The organism is Pedobacter nototheniae, assembly GCF_004335085.1.
Taxonomy (GTDB): Bacteria; Bacteroidota; Bacteroidia; order Sphingobacteriales; family Sphingobacteriaceae; genus Pedobacter; species Pedobacter nototheniae.
Genome location: NZ_RQRS01000031.1, coordinates 19,125 through 41,758, shown reverse-complemented (window position 1 = coordinate 41,758; position 22,634 = coordinate 19,125). Strand labels below are relative to the sequence as shown.

Annotated in this window: 13 protein-coding genes; 5 read left to right on the top strand and 8 right to left on the bottom strand. The window is 34.1% G+C overall.

Annotation, left to right across the window (positions count from 1 at the left end; genetic code table 11):
• From EHC72_RS20760 to EHC72_RS20740, 5 genes are all read left to right on the top strand, one after another.
• Positions 1 to 1,605, top strand: a complete 1,605-nt coding sequence (locus tag EHC72_RS20760; protein ID WP_131539642.1) for a SusD/RagB family nutrient-binding outer membrane lipoprotein — start codon at positions 1 to 3, stop codon at positions 1,603 to 1,605.
• A gap of 72 nt (positions 1,606 to 1,677) precedes the next feature.
• Positions 1,678 to 2,727 (top strand): glycoside hydrolase family 18 protein, encoded by a 1,050-nt coding sequence (locus EHC72_RS20755; protein ID WP_131539641.1) that lies wholly within the window; start codon positions 1,678 to 1,680, stop codon positions 2,725 to 2,727.
• Positions 2,728 to 2,743: 16 nt separating this feature from the next.
• Positions 2,744 to 6,247 carry a T9SS type B sorting domain-containing protein gene (locus tag EHC72_RS20750; protein ID WP_131539640.1) on the top strand — a complete coding sequence of 1,168 codons (3,504 nt, stop codon included), beginning with the start codon at positions 2,744 to 2,746 and terminating at the stop codon, positions 6,245 to 6,247.
• 114 nt (positions 6,248 to 6,361) lie between these two features.
• The gene (locus tag EHC72_RS20745) at positions 6,362 to 7,267 is read left to right on the top strand and encodes a PorP/SprF family type IX secretion system membrane protein (protein WP_131539639.1); all 906 of its coding nucleotides are present in this window, start codon (positions 6,362 to 6,364) and stop codon (positions 7,265 to 7,267) included.
• A gap of 217 nt (positions 7,268 to 7,484) precedes the next feature.
• Complete coding sequence (locus EHC72_RS20740) at positions 7,485 to 7,991, top strand: outer membrane beta-barrel protein (RefSeq protein WP_131539638.1); 507 nt, start codon at positions 7,485 to 7,487, stop codon at positions 7,989 to 7,991.
• 111 nt (positions 7,992 to 8,102) lie between these two features.
• Here EHC72_RS20740 and EHC72_RS20735 read toward each other — a convergent pair whose 3' ends face one another.
• From EHC72_RS20735 to EHC72_RS20700, 8 genes are all read right to left on the bottom strand, one after another.
• A complete protein-coding gene (locus tag EHC72_RS20735; protein ID WP_131539637.1) occupies positions 8,103 to 9,551 on the bottom strand; it encodes a RagB/SusD family nutrient uptake outer membrane protein in 1,449 nt (482 codons plus the stop codon).
• Positions 9,552 to 9,567: 16 nt separating this feature from the next.
• Positions 9,568 to 12,615 carry a SusC/RagA family TonB-linked outer membrane protein gene (locus tag EHC72_RS20730; RefSeq protein ID WP_131539636.1) on the bottom strand — a complete coding sequence of 1,016 codons (3,048 nt, stop codon included), beginning with the start codon at positions 12,613 to 12,615 and terminating at the stop codon, positions 9,568 to 9,570.
• Positions 12,616 to 13,154: 539 nt separating this feature from the next.
• Entirely contained in the window at positions 13,155 to 14,423 is a 1,269-nt protein-coding gene (locus EHC72_RS20725) for a DUF4302 domain-containing protein (RefSeq protein WP_131539635.1), read from the bottom strand.
• A 70-nt stretch (positions 14,424 to 14,493) separates the two neighbouring features.
• Positions 14,494 to 15,354, bottom strand: coding sequence for a zinc-binding metallopeptidase (locus EHC72_RS20720; RefSeq protein ID WP_131539634.1), 861 nt, complete (start codon positions 15,352 to 15,354; stop codon positions 14,494 to 14,496).
• A 26-nt stretch (positions 15,355 to 15,380) separates the two neighbouring features.
• Positions 15,381 to 16,802, bottom strand: coding sequence for a RagB/SusD family nutrient uptake outer membrane protein (locus tag EHC72_RS20715; RefSeq protein ID WP_131539633.1), 1,422 nt, complete (start codon positions 16,800 to 16,802; stop codon positions 15,381 to 15,383).
• Between the two features lie 16 nt (positions 16,803 to 16,818).
• Entirely contained in the window at positions 16,819 to 20,262 is a 3,444-nt protein-coding gene (locus tag EHC72_RS20710; RefSeq protein WP_131539632.1) for a SusC/RagA family TonB-linked outer membrane protein, read from the bottom strand.
• Positions 20,263 to 20,894: 632 nt separating this feature from the next.
• Positions 20,895 to 21,743, bottom strand: a complete 849-nt coding sequence (locus tag EHC72_RS20705; RefSeq protein WP_131539631.1) for a hypothetical protein — start codon at positions 21,741 to 21,743, stop codon at positions 20,895 to 20,897.
• Positions 21,744 to 21,762: 19 nt separating this feature from the next.
• Positions 21,763 to 22,620, bottom strand: coding sequence for a substrate import-associated zinc metallohydrolase lipoprotein (locus tag EHC72_RS20700; protein WP_131539630.1), 858 nt, complete (start codon positions 22,618 to 22,620; stop codon positions 21,763 to 21,765).
• Between the last annotated feature and the right edge of the window lie 14 nt (positions 22,621 to 22,634).

The window sequence follows — 22,634 nt, the reverse complement described above, 5'->3', positions numbered from 1 at the left end:
ATGAAAACCAAATTAACATACATATTATTTGCAGGCATTTTGACACTATGCAGCTGCATAAAAAAAGATTTAAATATAGATCCGACCAGATCTAATGAAAATAATTTTGACCCAAACTATTTGCTTACGACTGCACAGCTTGATTATGGAAACATTTCTGAAGATCAACTGTATGAATTGGCGCCAATGGTACAGGTACTTTCATCCACATTAGATTCTTACGGTGGTGGCGATAAATACAATTTATTTCTAAATTCTTCCAACAATCGTTTTTTCACTAATGGTATGCTGGCATCAGCTAAACTACTTGAAGCCGAGTTTTTAGCAGAAAAAAAAGATGCAGAATCTTATAGCAATCTAATCCAGGTTTCTCGAATTATGTGGATAATGAGTATGCAAAGGATGACAGATATTTATGGTGATATCCCCTACTCTGAAGCTGGAAGAGCCAAACTCGGTATTCAATATCCAAAATACGACAAACAGGAAGATATTTACAGAGACATGCTACCTAAACTGGAAACAGCAATTTTAGCTTTAAGTGATGATAAAAGTAAAAGAAAGGTAACTGGTGATTTATTTTATAGTGGAAACATAGTTCAATGGCGCAAATTTGGCTATTCCTTAATGCTTCGCATCGCTATGCGCTTAACAAAAGCTGCGCCTGATCTTGCACAACAATATGCAGAGAAATGTGCTGGCAAAACCTTTGATAGCAATGCAGATAATGCGTTATTGCATTTAGACGGCACAAATGATGCTACTCAAAACAGAAATTCAAATGCACTTAAAGCAAATATCGGAGATGTACGTTGGTCATCTACATTTATTGATTATTTGAAAAAAAATGATGATCCCCGCTTGTATGTATACACGGAAAAGGCTTCGGCAGGTTTAACCAATAATGAAAATATTGACGCTCCAAGCTTTGCTTATACTAAAACTATCCCAGCCCCTGGAAGCTTCGTTACAGAAATACCAATGGGAATGCCCAATGGTTATGATTTAACCGGAAACCGAGCCATTACTAAAGCTCCTGGTTATCCAGGGCCCACAGGTACAGGAGCAGATCTCGCACCATTAGGTAACTATGCCAGACCAAAAGGTGTATTCAGGTTAAATAAGTTACCAATTTTTGTAATTACTTATTCACAAACCCAATTATTGTTAGCTGAGGCAAAAGTTAGAGGTTGGAACGTTGGTGCCTCAACAGCGAAAGACAGCTATGCTAATGGCGTAACTGCAGCCATGCAGGGTTTAGAATTATTAAACGGAGAATTAACAATGGGCGCTGGAGTGCAAGCTTACATTAATACGCATCCACTAAATGAGTCATCGCCAGAAAAAGCCTTAGAAGATATTGCCTCACAGTATTGGATTGCTACACTTTTTGATTTTCCTGAAAGTTGGAGTAATTATCGTAGAACAGGCTATCCTGCATTAATTCCAGTAAACTATCCTGGTAATATTACCGGTGCAACCATCCCTCGCAGATTGACTTATCCGCTTACTGAAAATGGAGATAATACAACAAATTATCAGGAAGCCTTACAGCGTATGGGTGGAAAAGATGTTCCAACAGCAAACGTATGGTGGGGCAAGTAGATTATGTACTTGAATTTGTAAAAGCACATAAAAATTAATAAAAGCTAAAATTATAATACAAAGATATTAGTTATGAAAAAATTATTTTATTTAATCGTACTCGCACTAATTATTACTTCATGTAGAAAAGTAATTACGGAGAAACCATTTCCAGAATTAGGGCTTCAAAAACAAACCGATGCAATCTTATCCAGAAACGCATGGTTAGAGCAAATTGCTAAACAAAAGAAAGACTCTATTGATCAAGTTAATGCGCTATCAAAAATTACAGGTATTGTAGACCAAAACAGTTTACTTACCAAAAAAAATATGTTTGCTGCATGGGTAGAAGTTAATGATGCATCCTTTAAAAACGTAACCTGCTATGTTGCTCCAGATGGTACACCTTTCGTGGATTTAGCAATGATTTTTGCTCCAAATATTAATATAGATCCTGCTACAGGAAAAACACATATTACTTACAATGATAAAGTAACAGCCTTACTTAATGCTGGTTATGTAAAATACATCCACAGTAAAGGGATAAAAGTAGGCATGGATTTGTTGGGCAACCATGATGCCGCCAGCTTTACTGGATTTATGACACATGATGAAGCGACCGATTTTGCCCGTCACGTAGCTTCTGAAATGCGTAGACTAGATATGGATGCCATATCATTTGATGATGAGTACAGCGCTAATTCAAATTATAGTACAGCATCATTTGTAATGGTTGTTTCAGAAATTAAAAGACTTTTGCCTGAGAAATTAGTGATTTGTGATCTTTATGCTGGTGCTTACCAATCAACATGGAATAACCTCCTTATGGGAGATGTTGCTGATGTTGGTACACCTGCTACATATTCTAGTGTATTTCCAGATGGCACATTAAATTTTCCAGTTAACAGATTATTTTTTAGCGAAAAATGGAGTTCACAACAAAGTGAGGCAAATGTGCAATCACTTTTAGATAAGGGCTATAAAGGAATTATGAACTTTGATTTTGGTCCTGCCAGATACGCTGATTGTGAAAATTACTGCAGAAGCAGGATGAAAATACTCAAGAAAAAAGACCTGATCGTAATACCCGGTTGTGTAGATAACAGAGAACTTCAGGGAATTAATAACACACTTATCCCTTAAATTAATACAGACGGAAATGAAAATTCAAAATATTATAAAGCAATTTACTGTTGTATTCTTTTTGCTGTTAGTCGGCAATTCGGCTTTTGCTCAACTAAATATTTTTAGAGCAGGCAATGTCAAAATAAGTTGCCTTACGCCTACAGTTTATGGAAAAATTGAAGCTATAAATGATGGTAGCACCAACACAGATGTCGAATATAGAGCTTCACCATCTTCAACATTAGAATTTATTGTTGAATGTAATACGACTACCAAGTTGGTTAATTACGTTATAAATAATTATTACTCCTCGAATAACGGTATGACCATTAAACTTTCGGGTTCTCAAGATAAAGTATCCTGGGATGATATTGATACCAGATCAACAACTGAAAGAATAGTTGATGCAACAGTAGTTAACACAATTATTTACAAGTATTATAAGTTTACCTTCACAAACATTACCAATACATCATTAGATATTAGAGAACTAGAAGCTTATTCAGATGATCAGCCAATTGCTTTAGTTAATGCGAGCCCTGGCCTAACAGGAGATTTAGCTAAAATAACCTGGAATAAAATTTCGAAGAATGGAAAGTATGAAATAGAAAGATCGACAAACGGTGTAGATTTTACATTAATCAGTACAGTAACCAACTCAGATCTTTTTTACAATGATTCAAAACTTCAAGTTGGGACTGATTATTGGTATAGAATAAGAGCAGTAGTTGATGACATTAAGCGAGCGTATTCTTTACCCGTTAAAGTTACTACAGTAGATGATGTTTTAAAAGATGCTCCAAAACTATCTGTAACAGCGGGAAGTTCAAGCTTAGAAATTTTGTTAACATGGTCTGGCCTTAATATATATACTCCAGGTCAATTTTTATTGGAAAAATCTGAAGATGGAATTAATTTCACTTTACTGAAAACATTCGACAAAAATGCCATCAATTATTTGGATGCTACTTGTATCCGCAATAAAAACTATTGGTACCGGATAAAAGGTGTAAATTATAAGTCATCATCGCCATATTCAAATGTAGCTGCTATAACAGCTCCAAGCGACATTTTAGTTGCAGCCCCAACTTTAACTATAACTCAGGGTTTAACTGGAAACGTAGCAAACTTATCATGGGGTACCTTAGTGATTTACACGAAAGGTCAATTTCAAGTGGAAAGATCTGTTAACGGAATTGATTTTGTTTTAATTGGCTCGGTTGACAAAAACATTAATAATTATGCCGATGCGAGCTTAACTCAATCTACCGATTATTGGTACAGAGTAAGAGGAATAAATGAGGTTGCTCCTTCTCCTTATTCTGCAATAGTAAAAATAACTACGAAAAGCGACATACTAACACTCTTACCTACTTTAACTGCTACTACAAACACAGGAACTAATGCCACTTTAAAATGGGTTTATCCAATAAATACTCCCGGTAGTTTTGAGTTAGAAAAATCAACCAATAATATTGATTTTAAACTTGTTGGGAAATTTGACAAGTCTATATCTTCTTTTATAGAAGAATCACTCAGTCCAAATACAACCTATCAATACCGAATTAGAGGATTTAATTATACTGGTTACTCCCCATATTCTTTAATTGCCAGTGTAACTACTAACGGAATTACCGCCGCCCAAACAGATATTACTGATGATGGTGGAACACTAGCCGTTAGCGCCGATAACCCTGGTGATGAACAATCTTCAAAATTAATTGATAACGATATAGCAACGAAATGGCTGATGTTTAACAGTAATGTTGGTTTAAATTTATCAGCAACTTACCAGCCAAAAGGATCTTATGTTGTAAATGGGTATACATTAACAACTGCGAATGATAGCCCTTCCCGCGATCCACGAGATTGGACATTCTCTGGATCAAACGATGGTAATCAATGGGTTATATTAGATACCAGAACGCAAGAAGGGGGGCTCGAAAGCAGGCTAAAAAAATTCACCTATTACCTTACAAATCCTGGTACAACAGCCTATAAATTCTACAAAATCAATTTTACAAATAATAATGGACCAAGGGATGGTATACGCTATCAAATTGCTGAATGGGAAATATTAGGAATCGATGCTAACGCACCTGTACTACCTGCAAACCTTAAAGTATCTGCATCAACAGATAACAGTGTAACTTTAACTTGGAACCAGGATGTTACCAGACCAGTAGTAAGTTATGTTATACAACGATCAACAGATGGCTTGAACTATAACACACTGGAAACCTTAGCTGCAACACCATTATCATATACTGATAATAATTTAGCAGATGGTGCTAAGTATTATTATCGCATAAAAGCAATAGGTAATACGGTTACTGCGGTTACGGGCTGGTCTAATGTGGCTGAAGTTACCACTCAAACAGTAGCAAACAGACCTTTATCACCTACATTTTTAAAAATTACAAGTGCCGACGAAAAATCAGTAAATTTAACTTGGCAGGATAGAGCTACAGATGAGACCAAATATGTGTTACAAAGATCTGAAGACAATATCACCTTTTCTGATTTACTAACCCTAGATGCTAATACAAATAGTGCGACAGACAAAACGGTGTGGCCAGCAAAAAAATATTATTATAAAATTTTGGCTTATAAGGATAATATAGCCTCGTTGTTTTCTAATACGGAAGAAGTAACCACACCTGGTTTTAATAATATTCCTTTAGCTAGCGTACCTATATTAACCCGTAATATTTGTGGTGGCATAGGAGAAGAAAGTTTTGTTATTCAAGATTTATTGGGTGGGCCTGGCAATGAAAGTACACAAACATTAAAGGTAATTGAAATAACTACTGATAAACCCGACCTTTTTTCTAATCTTTCCTTTACTCCTGAGATTAAGAATGGTTATGCTTATTTTAAAGTAATACCATCAGGTTTGGCAAAAGATGGAGATATTGCAACAATTTCCTTAAAGGTACAAGATAATGGCGGAACCTACAATTACAGTATTGATGTAGCCACAATAGATGTTAAAATAGCATTTACACCTGCAACTTTAAAAATAACAGCTGATGCAGACATAACAGCAGTTCCTAAAAACAAAACGGTTATTTTAACTGGAGAAACCAATTATCCAGTTACCACCACCACCTACCTGTGGGATGATGCACCAGGAATTCTTGGTTCAAAAAACGGACTAACATTAGCTGTAAAGCCTGTTATAACAACTACCTATACACTCCACACAACAAGTACTATGGGTTGTACTGTTACAAGCAGTATAACTTTAAATCCTGCAGATTCTGACCTAATTGTATCTAATGTATTAACTCCAAATGGAGATGGTAAAAATGATACGTGGATAATTTTCGGCCTTCAAAAATACCCTGAAAATTATGTAAAGATTATGGATAGATCCGGACGTACTGTTTTCAATACAAAGAACTACCAAAATGATTGGGATGGCACTTTCCATGGATCCTTATTACCACAAGGTGGTTACTATTATATTGTTGAGCGAAACAACGGAGAAAAGGCATTCACCGGCACTCTGGTTATTGTAAACAGCAACCCATAATATGAATTGATTGCTGTTTGATCAACTAAAAGGATGATTAGACAGCAATACAATTGTATCAAACTAAAATCAAATTAAGTAGCACCTATGGCTACTACTAAAGAATAAGCATAAATGAAGAAAATATTAATAAAATTATACATAGCTGCAGTGCTTATTGGCATTTCAGTAAATGTTAAGGCTCAGATTGGTTTCTTTAAAACAAGTTTTTTTCAAAATCAATATTTAATGAACCCTGCTCAATCAGGAATAAACAGTAAGCAGTTTAACCTTAGTTTAGGTTATTTAAGGGAATCAGGATCGGTAAGCAATGGCCCAAAAACGATGTACACAACTGCTGAATACGGTTTAAATGAGCATGTAGGTTTAGGCATTAATTTAGTTAGCGATAAATTTGGTCCTTTAGCTACTACAAAGGTAATGGCCACTTATGCTTATCACTTAAAGTTGAGTAGTGAAGGACAAAAACTTAGCTTCGGTATATCTGCCGGAGGTGTACAACAAAAAATAAATGAATTTGATGTTGTTGGAGGTGATTTAAGCGATAAATCCCTTTATGATTTTAACCAAAACAAAATGCAGTTTGAAACCGATTTTGGAGTTTCTTATGCTTACAACAATTTATCGTTGCAAGCTGCCGTACCCAATATTATCTTTTCATTAAAAAATTCGAATAGTAATATTTTAAATCAAGCTACTTTTTTTGCTGCCGCAGCTTATAAATTTGAGGTAGATGAGAGCGCTTCCATTACAATAGAACCTAAGGTAGGTTACAGAAGTTATAAAGGCATAAAAAACATTGGAGATTTAGGAGCAAATATAGCATTTCTACAAAATCTAAATTTTTTCGGAATTTACCACACAAACCAAAATGTAACAGCTGGTTTGGGTTTAAAACTTCTGAATACTATCCAGTTTTCTGCTGCATACTCAACTCAAAATTCATATTTACGGCAGTCATCATCTGGAAGTAATTTCGAAGTGGGTCTTCGATTATTCCTTTCACCAAAAGGACAATAAAAGTATTCGTTTAGATGGTTAATGAATAGTTAAGCAAAGTTTTTTATTAAATAGACGTCTCAGTTTAGCAGTACAACTGGTTTGGTTTAAGTGATTTTACAGTCACTTAAACCTTTTTTTTACCATTATGAATTCCGAACCAAGTATTATCCAGCAGAATAAATTTATACGAATATAAAAACACACTACATTTTTAATCAACTAAAAAATTATCCTTATGAAAAAAATATTTCTATTTATAGCGCTAATGATGTTTATTATCTCAAATATTAATGCTCAAAAAAAATCTAAACTTGGGTTTGGTGTAGAAGCCGATTTTACCTTCGGCGGTATCAATGAAAGAGAAGGTGTTGGGTATGGAATATCTTCTGTTTATCAACACCCTTTAACGAGTAAGTTAAATTTAACTGGAAGTTTAGGTTTCAGTAGTATTAAAATTAAGCAACCAGATGATAGTAAGGCAAGTGCCGGATACGTTCCAATTAAGGTAGGTTTAAAATATTATTTCACTAAAAAGTTTTTCGGATCAGGAGAATTAGGTTCTTCATTAGCTGTTAACAAATATGGCGAAACTTGGTTTCTATATTCCCCTGGTATAGGGTTTGAATTTCCTGTATCAAATAAAAAATCAATAGAACTAGGTTTTCGTTATGAAGCTTGGTCATACAGCAAACATACAAATGGCTTTCTGGGTTTGAAATTAGCTTTCAATTTAGGATTGTAGATACCATTTAATTCTTACTTAACCAATAGAAAATGCCCCATAAAGTAAAAACTTTATGGGGCATTTTATTTATAAACAACTGATTCTCTATCTTACTAATAAAATCAGTAATTAATACCCAGGATTTTGAGAGATGTTTGGATTATTAATCATTTCAACCTGAGGAATTGGTCCTATTCGTCTAAAATCGGTGTAAGGTATAGTTAATGCACCTTTAGGGAAAACATTTGACCTAAATATATCTCTTTTCAATCTGTTTAGAGTATGTAGTCTATCCCCTTCAAATGCTAGTTCCTTCCTACGCTCAATTAATATGTCCTCCAATAATGTAGCTCCTGTAGATGCATAAACTAAAGAAGGATCTCTTTGGGCCGTTAAAGTATTTAAATAAGTTAAAGCTAAAGGTTCATTATTTGTTCCTTTGGCGGCTTCAGCTGCGATTAAATACACATCAGATACCCTGATTACCTTTTTATCATCTCTATCAGTAGCAACTGCCTTAAACTTAGTTACAATATAAGCTGGATTTTCGGCATCTTTTCTTACACCAACGTTAATTAATGATTTTCTTACATCAGTTGCCTCAAATAACTCATAAAATTGTGGTGCACATAATAAATCCCCATAACCATCTTGACTATACATATTAGCTAATTCATCAAAACCCAGATTTAATACATCGTCAGAAACAACTTCAAATAAAGTTTCATTTTTTGTAGATGTTTGAGGCGTAACTGTTGCCCAATAATTTACAACATTATTTAAAGTTAACATTGTAAAACCGCTATTTTTAATTACATCTTCAGCATAAGTTAGTGCCGTTGGATAATCACCTTTAAATAAAGCTACTTTAGCTTCCAAACCACGTGCAGCATATTTAGATAGGTAAGCACTACCTCTATAATCAGTAGCTAAAACGTATGACTTTTCTAAATCTGATAGTATTTGCGCATAAACCTCTGCAACTGTATTCCTTTTAGGTTTCAAGGTATAGTCAAATTTTAACACAATCGGTACACCATCAGCTGCTGGATTATCTGTATACGGTCTTGCAAAAAATTGAGCCAGTTCAAAATAACATAAAGCTCTTAATGCATAAGCCTCACCTTTATACTGATCCGTTATTTTACTTTGAGCTAAATTAGAGTTGATTATGTTGTTAGCCTTTAAAATTGAGGTATATAGATTTGCCCATAAATCGCGGTATTCTGTTGCTGCAACCGTCCAGGAGTAGGCTCCAAATGTTACATATCTACCTGAATTTTTGGCTGATATATACACATTATCTGCTGCCACCTCTCCTATTACAGGAATATTTCTACCGAAACTATTTGTAGTAGTGGATGCTACTGATGAGCCTCCAAAGGCAACAAGTGCTGATCTTAATGATGAATAAGTACCATTTAATGCGGCTAGCATATCTTTTTCAGTTGTAATCGCATCCGCAACATTTAAACTGGTATATGGCTTTTGGTCGAGAAAGCTTTTCTTACAGGCAACTAATGTTCCAACGGAAGCTAAAGCAACTATTACAATTGAATTTATTATATATTTTTTCATTTTCTTATTAATTAAACTAAAAACCTACGTTAACACCAAAAACTATCGTTTTAGGATTGTAAACGGTGAAATTTGTTGAGCTAGTTGCAAAAGATTCCGGATCATAAGGTAAATTTTTGTCTTTTACCCAAGTATATAAGTTTGATGCCCTTGCATAAATTTTTATGCTCGAAACTTTTAGTGTACTAAGTAAATTTTTAGGAAAATCGTACCCTAATGTAATATCTCTTAGTCTAATATAATCTCCTTTATACAAAAACCTTGTAGATGTAGAATTAGAACTATTCGCATTATTATAAACATATTTTGGAACATTCGTAACATCATCAGGATTTTGCCACCTTGCCATTTGAGATGCAACTCTATTAAATGTGGCATTAGCGCCATCTGATTGAGTGTATGCAGCCCAAGCATCTCTAATATAATTGCCATAGCTAAAGTATAGCATTACATCTAAACTAATTCCTTTATACTTAAATCCATTTGTTAAACTTCCAAAGGCTTTTGGATCGGCCTGTTTACCAGTATTTACCTGTAGTGCAGAACCATAATTCCCTGTAGTTGCTGTTTTAGTTGCATCAGTAAACCAAAGTGGATTTCCATTAGTTGGATCAACACCTGCCCATTCTCTCATAAACCAATTAGTTACGTTAGAACCAATATCTCTAACAACGAAACTAGAAATCTGTCTGGTTGATCCATTCGACAATTCTAACAGTACATTTTTATTAAATGCAATGTTAAATGCAACATCCCATTTAAAACCTCCTGCTAAAACGGGTGTTCCAGAAACACCTAATTCAATACCTCTATTTCTTAGTGAACCAACATTATTGCTAAAAGATGTAAAACCTGAGGTAAGTGATAGTGGATCATCCAGTAATAATCTTTCGGATTTTCTTGAATAATAATCTAAATTTAACGCTAATCTATTTTTAAAAAGAGCAATGTCTAAACCAACGTCGAACGGTTTATTAATTTCCCAGGTTAAATTTTGATTTCCCACCTGAAATGGTGCACTTCCACCAATCGAATTGTAATTATAGGTTGATCCGAATGAATATAATGCTCGCCAATCATAATTGCCTATGCTTGCATTACCATTTGTACCATAAGATGATCTAACTTTAAGTTGGTTTATCCAGTTGTATTGCTTAATGAAATCTTCCTGATCGATATTCCAGCTCCCACCTACAGACCAAAAATTACCGTAAGTATTATTTGTGCTAAATCTTGATGAACCGTCTCTTCTAAAACTGGCTTGTACTACATACTTATTTTTATAAGAAATATCACCTATTGCAAGTACTGAAGCAAATGTGTAATCTGAATTTTCGCCATTTGCTGTATTTAAAACAGAACCTGCTGTTGGCACTACAATACCAATGTTAGCAGGTAAGCCTCTTTTTGATACCGCAATGGTATAATTACTTGATTTCTGGGCTTCGTAACCTGCTTTAATATTGGCTACTAATGATTTATCTGTAAGCATTTCTGCAGAATAACTTAATAAATTAGTAGCTACCCAATTAAAATATCTAGTATAATATCTGGATGATTGACCTCCAAAGTTTGCTCCATCTCCAAAATCTGGATTCCAATAGGAGTCTTCTTCCATATTATTATAATCTATCCCTATTTTAGAAGTGAATTTCAAATTGTGAAGGATTTTATAGGTTAAATCTGCTCCTCCTACCCCTTTTAATGCATTATATTTGTTCTTATCAAGGTTAACAACCGTTAATGGATTAAATACACTCCCAGGAGAGAAATCTTTAGAATTGTTAATACTGCCATCGGCATTGGTTGGACTAATGTAAGGGTTTAAAAAATAGGCTGCTAAAAGTGGGTTTCTAAACGCACCCCCAGCAGATGGGCCATATTGACCAGAATTAGAAACATTTAAATTAATACCGAACGATAATTTATCATTAAACTTATGTCTAACATTTATGTTGGAGCTATAGCGATTAAATTCCGTTCCAATCACCGTACCACCTTGTTTTAAATAGCCACCTGATATAGCAAACTGAGTTTGCTCATTTCCACCACTTGCAGCTATATTATATTGCTGTTGTTTTCCTGTTTGCGAGATCACATCAATCCAATTGGTATTAATTCCTTGTCTGGCGGTTCCAACTATGGTATTATCATAATAATTGTAAGCTGCATCAAGTGTTGGAATCATAGTTGAACTAACTTTTCCTGCATTAAGTAAACCCTCTGCTGTTAATTCTCTATTTTGGCTAGCATTAAGGGGCTTATTTCTATCATTTAAAAATGCTGCTTTGCTAATACCATACTCAGCATCTACTCTGATTACAGTTTTGCCAGCCTTGCCTGTTTTTGTGGTAATTAAAATTACACCATTTGCTGCTCTTGATCCATATATAGATGATGCAGAAGCATCCTTTAAAACAACAAGGCTTTCAATATCATTAGGATTAATGCCTGCCAAGGCATTAGTAGTTGTAGCGTTAATTGACAAATCTCCCGTGTTAATGGGAATTCCATCAATCACATACAAAGGTTCGTTCTTAGCTGTAATTGAGCTTGTACCACGAATCCGAACATTTTGATTTGAGCCTGGCTGGCCATTCCCAGATACAGACATTACCCCAGCAACACGTCCTTGTAAAGCCTTATCAACAGATATTAAAGGTGTTGCCTCTAAATCTTTAGCATTTACAACGCCAACAGAACCTGTTTGAGATCTTTTTGTTTGTTCGCTTCCATAAGCGCCAGCAATTACAACCTCATTTAATGATTTAACATCACTTTCTAAGGAAACATTTATAGTGTTATCGGTAACAATCTTTTTAAAAGTAATATAGCCCAATGAAGAAAAAGTCAATTCTATTGGTACTGATTTTACCTTGATAGAAAACCTACCAAAGTTATCGGTTGAAACACCACCGGTAGCCCCCTTAATTTTTATACTTACCCCGGGCAGTGGAAGTTTGTCATCTTTGGAGATAACTACCCCTGTAATTGTTCGTTCTTGTGCGATAGCCGTACTCGAAATAAACAAGATTACAAACAAAATTTGTAAAAGTTTTTTCATGAATTTTAGGTTGTTGTTAATAAATAAATTGACTGACTAATATATGCCAATGAACAGGTAATAAGAATATTACAAAGAGAAGTAAATAAAAGATCTTAAAAAATCACTCTAAAAGTCGTGTTTAAATAATCAATAAAAACAAACAATCAAAACACTGAAAATCAATAACTTAAAATAAAAAAACTAACTATTTTTTATTACCAACTCATTTATCGCGAATAATGTACTATCTAAATTCTATTTAAATCATACAGCTAAATATGGATAAAAGTTCAATTTTTGAGCGATTTATTTCGGGCTAATGGGCTATTTATTTATTAAAATATTTAAGTTGTTGCTTACAAAAAGAAGAATTAAGGAAGCTTTCTGCGTGAACGGAAACAAAAGCAGTTTTTATTGAAGAATTATTATAAAATCATTAAATAGCATTGTATGTCATATTGTTTTTTCAGCATATTACATGGCTATTAAGAGACTACTTTTATATAAAAAAAGGGAGACCAAAAATGATCTCCCTTGAAGCAATAGTCAAAGTTTTTTTAATTAAAGCTTATCCATCTTCTGGCATCGCCAAATGAAACTAAATCATATCCATCTCCAGTTGGTATTGCATAAAAACCATTAGGATCAGTAAATGTTGTTTGTGTTTGGTCAATTGCTGCCTTTTGGGCAGCTTTATTGTTCGTGCCCTTAATAGAAATTAATTTATTAAACAATATGCCATCGGCAGATACGGTAGACTCCATCATTGATGAATAATTACTAGCATTTGTAAAGGCACCTTTCAAGCCAAATAAATCGTCTGCAACGTTGTAATGTATATAATATATTCCACTTTTTGTTAGCCCATAAGCATCAGGAATTCCATCCTCGGTAAAACCTTGCTGGATACACATCCATTGACTCAGCATAAACAACCCTTTGCCACGCCAATCATGCGGAAGCAAAAATTTAGCGGCATCAACTTTATTATATTGTAGTGGAGCTATTGCCTCTTTAATTTGAACCTCATTACCATTTACTTGGGCGCTAACAAAGCCAGAAGCGGCATTAAAATCAACTCCGATAATGCTATAAATTTTTATTTTACCAACATCCAAAGGAGTAAAAAATGATATTGTTGTTCCACTTATATAGTATTTACGACTGGTTTTTTTTAATGTTGTGCCATCCAAAAATTGTAGACTAAATATTTTTGTCTTTGGATCAATAGTAACTTCACAATCTGTCTCTCCAATTTTGACCCGCTTAAAATATGTCCTAAATCTCGTAAAATTACCTTCTAATGCTGCATATTCATCAGTCATGTTTTTCATGGTTGTGTTAGCAGTTGCCCTTACAAGTGTGAGCTTACTTTTACTAGTTAACCCAACTAAATGTATTGTATCTGCACTTGCAGACACAATACCAAACTCAAAATCAGATTTGTACCCTTGTCCAGGTTTTCCGCCAATAACAGATGGATCAGGATCAGCATAAAGATGTAATAAAGAATAACTATCAAAAATTAAAGTTGGTAGCTGAAGTGCTTTTAAACGATAAGAGCTTTCTGGAGTACCAGTCTTATAATTTGCAGACATAACAACCCTATTCATATTGTTAAAACTAAATGTAAAAAATTCTGTTTTATTTGTGTCCGCAAGCAAATATCCTTTCCAGCCAAACTGGCTTGATACGAGTTGGGTTTCGTATTGCGTCATCTTCTCATTTAAGCGTGCATCAACAGTATCAACAGGTGCATTCTCAATTTTTTTACAGCCTGATAAAATCAAAAACAGCCCTATCATATAATATATATATTTTTTCATTGGATTATCCTTTAAGGTTTATAAAGCCAATCATTACATCAGTATTGTATAACGATTGATATTTAATTATTTAATTTAAAATCGTTGTAATTCCATTCTGTACAGCTACTTGCAAAGCATCAAAATCTATCCCAAACGAGGATTGTAAGTAAGCACGTACGATAGCTTCTTTCTTTCTTATTTGAGCAACTGCATCAGCTGAATGGATATTACTAAGAGCATTTTCATATCCGCCCTTACCTAAGGTTAGCATCATGGATAACATTTCAACAAAATCCTCATCTTTACTAGCCCGGGCATAAGCTGTAATAAAGCCCATTTCTCTAGAATCATCATCACTATAATTAAACCAGGTGGCGGTATATCCAGCGGGTGTTATTCTTTCATAATCTACCGTTACTGGAATATTTTGATTTAATATATGTCCAAATTCATGATGGATAGTATGTAACATTTCATGAACAATCTGTGAATTACTTTTACTAAACTTATTAACTTCCATAATGCTTACCTTTCTGCCCCCCTCTGCTGCTCCAATAATTTTGGTTCCATTACTTAGCCATTCCCCCGTACCAAGTAATACAATTGACTTTTGGCAATATTGTTTAATAAAATTTCCACCTGCAACATTTTCGTATGGATTAATCCAACCTATTTTAGTTGCTTTTAAAACCGGAATCACTTTATCCTCATATGGAGGAACTAATATGTAACCCATATCAACTTCAGTACCATCCCATTTGTATTTAACTTCAATATTATAAGGTTTGGTTAAATTTTCATAAATCCAGGTATCATTATCAGTTTTAGCCCATTTATCGCCACCAAGGCCAGTTAAATTAACTTCCTCAATTGGTTTTTCTTTTTTACAGCCATAGAAAGTACACGTTCCTACTAATACCATAAATACTATTAAAAAATTCGTTTTCATATTTTTAATTTTATGTTCAATTAATATTATCTTGGATTTGCAGCCAAGCCGTAAGAAATAACTTCTTTAGGTAGTTGTAAAATCCTTCTGGGGTCATCAGGTCCTAAGGTTATATTTACAGTACCATCTAAGGAAACATGTTCAACAGGAATTTTAAGCCTTAAAATATCAAGCCACCTTAGTCCCTCAAATACGTATTCTTGTTTCTTATAATCCAAAATACAAGCAATAAGAGCATCTTTTAAGCTCAAATTAGCAAATGCAGGTTGCGCCTTTTCTTTTGTAAAACTATGCATTGCCAGATTGTAACCTTCGACCCTTTTTGAAAGATAAATATTCATATCTAGAGCTACCGCGTCATTATTACCTAAATTTGCATTTGCTTCTGCACGGTTAAATAATACTTCTTCAGCATTAAATAAGTTAATCATATTGTAACCTCCATGGGGTGGGTATTTTGGGATATTGTAAACAGCAGGCGTTCCTCCAAAAAGCTTATTTTGATAAACCATGCCTCCTCCCATAGGATTTTTATTTATAAAATTGAGCATTGTAGTATTAAAGCCAAAATTATAGTAAGCAAAAACATCTCCCCAATTGGTTATTGCTTCAGTTAGTAATAAATTTGAAGGCTCAGTAGAGCTATTGTATTGATTTTGAAATTCGAAGTAACCATCATTAACATAAGTTGTATTCCATGGTCTTATTTTATTAGAAATTGTTGAACCCGGAAATGCTGTATTGGCATAAACAATAACTTTAGCATAATCTTTTTTAAATAAATAAAACCTGGTTGCAAAAGCATTTGCAGCCTTAGTGTTAAAATGCCATGCATCTTTATTTCTATAGCTTTCATCTCGAAGAAGAGGCATACCTTCTAAAAGATCTTTTTCTATTTGTTGATACACAGATGCTACGGTACCTCTTTCGTATTTTCCTTCAACAATATTTTCAGCTTTGGTTACATAAGGGATTCCTGGATCAGTTGCAGCAGTTGCTGCATCGTAAGACTTAGCAAACAAGGTAACCAGCATAAAATGCGCATAAGCTCTGGCAACTAGTGCTTCTCCTTTAATGGCTGAAAATTTCTGCCCATCTCCAGCCTTCTCAATGGCTTCTAAACCGTGGTTTGCAGCAGAAATTGCTTCGTAACATTTTTGCCAGTAATAATTAGGCGTATCTTGACCTATTTTATCCTGATCTTTATATTGCCAAGGGAAGGCGTTAATTTCAACGCGGTCTAATAAACCTTTATCATAGGCATTATCAGACATGGCTTCGCAAAATGTAATATAACTACCTTTAGGGTAAGCCGTTGCTACCAATTCAGCAATTTTAACAGGATCGGAACCCAATTCTGTTCTATCATCAGGTTGATGATCCAGAAACTTTTTACAGCCACCAAATGTGAGGGTTGCAAATAATATTAACAATAAATATTTTTTCATTTGATTTCTTTTTTTTTTAAAAGCCAACTTTAAGTGATAAGGTATATTGCTTTGGTATAGGGAGCGCTACACCGCCAGAAGCAAAAAATTCAGGATCTTGCCCATTTAATTTTTTATCGGCATAGATTAAATAAAAATTATTGGCAACAACGGTAACAGAGGCTGTTTTCGCACCAATTGTGTTAATCCATTTTACTGGTAAATTATAACCTAGAGTGATTGTTTTCAATTTCAAAAAATCACCTTTTGCAACTCTTGCACTTGAATAGTTGTACGTATTGTACGGATGTTTCCCTGAAATATCGTTGGAATTATAACGATCTGGAATAGAAGGAATATTTGTTATTTCCTCATCTCCTGGAAGAGCCCATCTGCGCTTAAATTCCAAAGGTAGCGCATCTAAATCAGTATATGAATCACCGAAAATTGGTCTTAAACGGACAACATTGCCCGAAGCAAATGTAAGTAAAACACTAAAAGTAAAGCTCTTATAACGTAACTGATTAGAAAACCCTCCTGTTAATTTAGGATCAGTTGGTCCTTCATATTTCATATATTGGGTTTGTTGAGACTCAAGGTTTACTTCTCCACTCCTTACTCCCTTTTCATTAATAAATTCTGGATTACCTGTTTTGTGATTGAGGCCTTGAAAATCTACGGAATATAATCCTCTATACGGAAAGCCCACAATAGGTCCTCCATCACTGGAAGCGAGTTCAAAAATAGTTCTTTGTCCACCTAAAAGATTAGTAACCTTATTTTTATTGTATCCAAAGTTTAGGTTTGTTCTCCAGCCTAAATCTTTGGTATTTATAATGGTGCCACTCAATGTACCTTCTATACCTTTTGTTTCCATATCAGCATAGTTTACATTTTTTACATACTGCCCACCAATAGCTGTTGTACGATATGGGCTATTTAAATCAAAACCATTTCTTTTATATATATCTACAACAAGATTTAGCTTATCTCCAAAGAAACCTAAATCCAAGCCTATATTTGTTTCATATTGTTTCTCCCAGGTTAAATTATCGTTACCAAGGCTTTCAATACGGATGATGGATTCCTTATCCCTTAAGGTAGGGCGATTTGGGCTTTCGCTTCTAAAGATTGTACTTGAATTTGTTGCAGAACCTATGCTTCCTACAAGACCATACGTAGCCCTTAAAGTTGCTCTATTCAGAACTTTTTTCAATCGTTCGCCTTTCATAAAATTTTCTGCATCTATGTTCCATGCACCAGAAATGTTCCAGGTTGGTAACCAGCGTGCCGTAATAGATTTTCCTAAGCTATTTGAACCATCATAACGAACGGTACCATTAATGCTGTACTTTCCATTATAAGAATAAGCCGCTCTTGCCAGGAATGCAGCAAAACGATCGTATTTATTGCCCATCTCATAATAAGATTGATTACCCTCAACTTCTTGCTTAATAGCATTAGGATCAATAAAAGCTACACCGCCCTTATCATATTGATACCCATAACCTGTAGACGATCTATTTTGTCGATTAGAAATACGAATATCCTGCGCTACATAAAAGTTCATGATGTGAACTTCATTGACAATTTTATTAAACTCAAGGGAATTTCTAACGGTGTAGGCTTTTAGAAAATCATCAGAAGGATTATAAAAACCACCATAGGGTAAAACAGAAACTGGCTGAAGAGCTGGATTATCTGGATTTCTATATAAGAAATTATTTTTTTCCCTAATTGTCGTAGTTCCCATTGAACGATAAGCGTTGGCCATATTAGAGTTTTCTCTAACCCTTGCTTCTGAGGTCGATTTTACATATCTTAACGAGGCTAAACTTTCAAACTTCAAATCGTTTGTTATGTTGTATTTTATACCGCCTTGTAATTTAAAATCAATCACACTTAAATCAAGTGTATTATTTTCCAGTTCAGTAAGAATATTAAATGGAGTTAAGCTTCTTGTAAAAAATTCACGATTACCATTTTCATCAAAGGGTGTTAAAGTGCGGCTTGTATTTAGTGCATAACTAAAAGGATTAATATCAAAATCTCTTGAGAATTTTCCTTCAGCCGGATTACTTGCACGGGTTACGGTATTTGGGGCTTTTTGGTTTCTAATTGAACCTGTTGTAATAAAATTTACAGTCAGTTTTTTAGTTAGGTTAAAATTTGCGTTTAAATTAGTCGTATACCTTTCTACTTTATTGCCCATTGCCCAACCATTATCATTCAGATAACTTGTAGAGAAATAAATTTGTGATTTTTCAGTACCGCTAGAAATACTAACTGCATGTTCTTGCAATAAAGAATTTTTAAACAACACATCAAACCAATTTGTATTTGCTTTGGCATAACGACTTAAAAAGTTGGATCTTGCTTCTTGGGTATTTTCTAAGGCAAAGGTGCCAGTTATTGGGTCGTAAGTATCCGTTAATTGATACATTTTTGTAAAAACACCGCCATTTATTTGATTTGCAGCCTGGGCATGGTTTAACCACCCTTTACGAGCAAGCTCTGCATCTACAGACATTTGATCTGCAGAGTTCATAATATCAAACTGATTGTAATTTGGCTTTAAATAGGTGGAGAAATTGCCTGTGTAAGAAACCACTGGAGCACCAATTCTCCCTTTTTTAGTTGTGATTACAATAACACCATTCATCGCCCGTGCACCATATTGAGCAGTAGCAGATGCATCCTTTAAAATATTAAAGCTTTCAATATCGTCAGCATTTAAGCCAGCAACAGATGAACCGATCAATGTACTTGCATCACCAGAAGATAATTGCTCATTGGAAATATTTACAATATCTTCCAAAATAACTCCATCAACTACCCAAAGTGGTTTATTTTCACCAGTAATAGATGTAGCTCCACGGATACGCATTTTAGGAGCTGCACCGAAAGTTCCAGAAACGTTTTGAACTGATACACCTGCAATCCGCCCCTCGAGCATTCTGCTCACATCGGTTATTCCTTCTTGCTTAACGTCAGATCCTTTAATGGCTGTAGCAGCGCCAGTAAATAACTTCGGATTTAAGTTTTGAAAACCAGTAGAAACAACCTCTACTTGCTTTAAATTATTAACGTCCTCTTCCAAGGTGACATTAATTTTGGCATTACCACCAACAATAACTTGTTTTGTTTTGTAACCAACATAGCTAAAGACTAATGTTGCGCCCTCTGTTGTTTTAATTTGATAATTACCATTTCCATCTGTAGAAACCGCTTCCGTTTTTCCTTTTTCATGAACACTTACACCAGGCAGAGCACCACCAGTTTTGTCGGTTACACGACCAGATACTTGAATTATAGTAAAGTAATTTGAATGAGAAATAACCTTAGTATTAGGTTTATTTATTGCACTTGCTTGTAAAATGGTTAAGAACAGAATGACGAAAACCAATTTAATGGTTCGCCAAGTTTGATTGCGTTCTTGTCTTTTTTGAGACAGCAGAACGCAATGAATAATATTATTCATACTTTTGCTAGGTTGGGTTAATTGATAAACTATTCGTAAAATTTGTAAAGATCAACTCAATATTTTAGGACCTGTGATCGCCATCGCAGGTCTTTTTTATTGAATTATCTCAATTTGGTTAATCCCCTTCTTTGTAGTTTTTTTTCATGGTTTGTTTGGTTAAGTTGAACTGTTGGAAAATTAGTGTGAAGTTTTATAGTTAGATTAATTGTTGGTTTCAATTCTTTATTGAAACTATTAGTAGCCTCCAACTTTAGTGATTACATAAATAGTTTATTTTTTAACAACAATGACTACGCATATGTACTGCAAAAACATAACTAACTATATACAAACACGTTAACAAAACCTAAAAGCAAATAATGCAGTCGTTTTGCGTAGAGAAACAAAACAAAAAGTACATGATGTAATAAGAAAAAGACATACACTGTAATTATTATTTAAAATTACAAGGAAGATTAACACCAGTTTCAACTATTTTTAGATTATAAATAACTAATAATCAGTTTTATAAAAATAACGAAACAAAAAACTAAAATATCTCTTCTGCAAATATTAAAAAGCCCTGTACTTTAAGAAGTACAGGGCTGAATTAAAAAAACAAAGCAAAAAGCTTTAGAGTAATGCAGATTTTATTTTTTAGTAACCTTACCTGTCATAATTTCTTTACCATCTTTATCAATGGCAAAAACATCAAAAGATGTTTGATCTATTTTCCTAATTAAAAAACAATTTGCATTAAAATAATTACCCTCATAACATATTGAATTATAACCAATAGTTCCATCTACATAGTGATCATATCCAGTATTTATGTAGTCATAAACAAAGTCTATGTATCTCCCACTATACGAATTTAGATATATGCTTGTTGGCGGGAGCATTTTTCCATTAACGGTCAAATCAATGGTTAGATTAGTCCTTAAAAAGTCAAGGTGAGAAATTAGATCATTTCCATCTTTCGTCCAATCTTTTACCCAGGGTTGATTTGTAATCTTAATCATTTTAAGTACTGAACCACCTTCAGATTTATAAACATTTCCTTTCCTATACGACTGTATTTCAATAACCTCATCACTAACTTTCAAAACTTTGAAAAAATAATCGGTTATTGCTGTTCCACCGTCTTGATAGATATCTGAAATTACCGATTTTGTAGAGAAAGTAAGTAATGGCATTCCAGTAGAGGCTGAAATCGTAAAATACGACTCTGATTCACCTCCTAAAACGGATTTCATTGATACTTTATTTGAAAGAGTATCGAATTTCATTATAAATGGCATGGCTGTGTTTACACTTTTATCCGATGAGGTAACTAGTAAAATCCAGCCATCAGGGCTACTAAGTTTTGTTTTAAGTTCTTTTTCTAAATTATTTGATCGCTCAGTAGCCTTACTACCATCAAGCATAACTTCCTTTTTGCACGATGTTATTATAGCCGTTAAGCTTAGCAAAAAGATTATTTTATATAATATTTTCATTTTATAATAGTTTAGGTAATTAATTTAAAGGCAAGGTACTCGCTACCTGATCTAGGATATCGTGCATTTTATGAAGATCTATTCCTCTATCCAGATAAAATTTATATACCATTTTATACTTGGTTTCCAATTTTGGATTTTGCGCTACCTGAGTCAGAATATCGGCTTTAGAATAACGAATCATAGCTTCCACTGCGGTTGCAAAATCTTCTTCAGGTGCAAAACCTCCATATGCTCTAAAAAAACCATCTTTAAGGGCTTGGCTATCTGATTTCTTGTTGTAGTTTAATTGGTAGTATGTACCTTGAGATACTCTATCAAAAGCGTAGCCACGGCCATATTTATTATCCATTTGGTGTGCGTGTTCATGATACAAAATACAAATATGTTCTCTTAGTCCTTTTTTTGTAAAAGAGAGATTGTCCACTGATCCTATCCCTAAACGAAAAAATTGGCCGTTTAATCCTGCGCCTGTAGCATCAGATGGATTAAAAGAGTTAAAGTGAATACCCGAACCAATAATTAAAAACTCTACAGGTTTTTGATTTTGTATAAATGAGGGATAATTTTTCGTAGCGGGCTCCAGCCAAAGTTTCCGGATTACATACTTAGTGTAAAGCATAGCCTTATCATAAGAAGTTGGCGTATAAAAGGTACTGGGATCAATAACACGAGGATCAAATTGATAAATCGCTTTTACCCCATAGACATCCGAAATGGTATCTATTAGTTTATCCAAATCGTTTTTAACTCCTATTTTTCTGGTTAAAAAGTCTACCGGTGCTTTTTCATCCAACACATCGTTTTTCTTACATGCAGAAATAGTAATACTCATCACTATAAAGGCAGTAAAGGTTAGTTTGTATATTGTTTTCATAATAATTTAATTAA

Coding starts and splice junctions, on each gene's coding strand:
- EHC72_RS20740 (WP_131539638.1), top strand. CDS start 7,485: ATGAAAAAAATATTTCTATTTATAGCGCTAATGATGTTTATTATCTCA.
- EHC72_RS20760 (WP_131539642.1), top strand. CDS start 1: ATGAAAACCAAATTAACATACATATTATTTGCAGGCATTTTGACACTA.
- EHC72_RS20705 (WP_131539631.1), bottom strand. CDS start 21,743: ATGAAAATATTATATAAAATAATCTTTTTGCTAAGCTTAACGGCTATA.
- EHC72_RS20745 (WP_131539639.1), top strand. CDS start 6,362: ATGAAGAAAATATTAATAAAATTATACATAGCTGCAGTGCTTATTGGC.
- EHC72_RS20730 (WP_131539636.1), bottom strand. CDS start 12,615: ATGAAAAAACTTTTACAAATTTTGTTTGTAATCTTGTTTATTTCGAGT.
- EHC72_RS20735 (WP_131539637.1), bottom strand. CDS start 9,551: ATGAAAAAATATATAATAAATTCAATTGTAATAGTTGCTTTAGCTTCC.
- EHC72_RS20755 (WP_131539641.1), top strand. CDS start 1,678: ATGAAAAAATTATTTTATTTAATCGTACTCGCACTAATTATTACTTCA.
- EHC72_RS20750 (WP_131539640.1), top strand. CDS start 2,744: ATGAAAATTCAAAATATTATAAAGCAATTTACTGTTGTATTCTTTTTG.
- EHC72_RS20700 (WP_131539630.1), bottom strand. CDS start 22,620: ATGAAAACAATATACAAACTAACCTTTACTGCCTTTATAGTGATGAGT.
- EHC72_RS20725 (WP_131539635.1), bottom strand. CDS start 14,423: ATGAAAAAATATATATATTATATGATAGGGCTGTTTTTGATTTTATCA.
- EHC72_RS20710 (WP_131539632.1), bottom strand. CDS start 20,262: ATGAATAATATTATTCATTGCGTTCTGCTGTCTCAAAAAAGACAAGAA.
- EHC72_RS20715 (WP_131539633.1), bottom strand. CDS start 16,802: ATGAAAAAATATTTATTGTTAATATTATTTGCAACCCTCACATTTGGT.
- EHC72_RS20720 (WP_131539634.1), bottom strand. CDS start 15,354: ATGAAAACGAATTTTTTAATAGTATTTATGGTATTAGTAGGAACGTGT.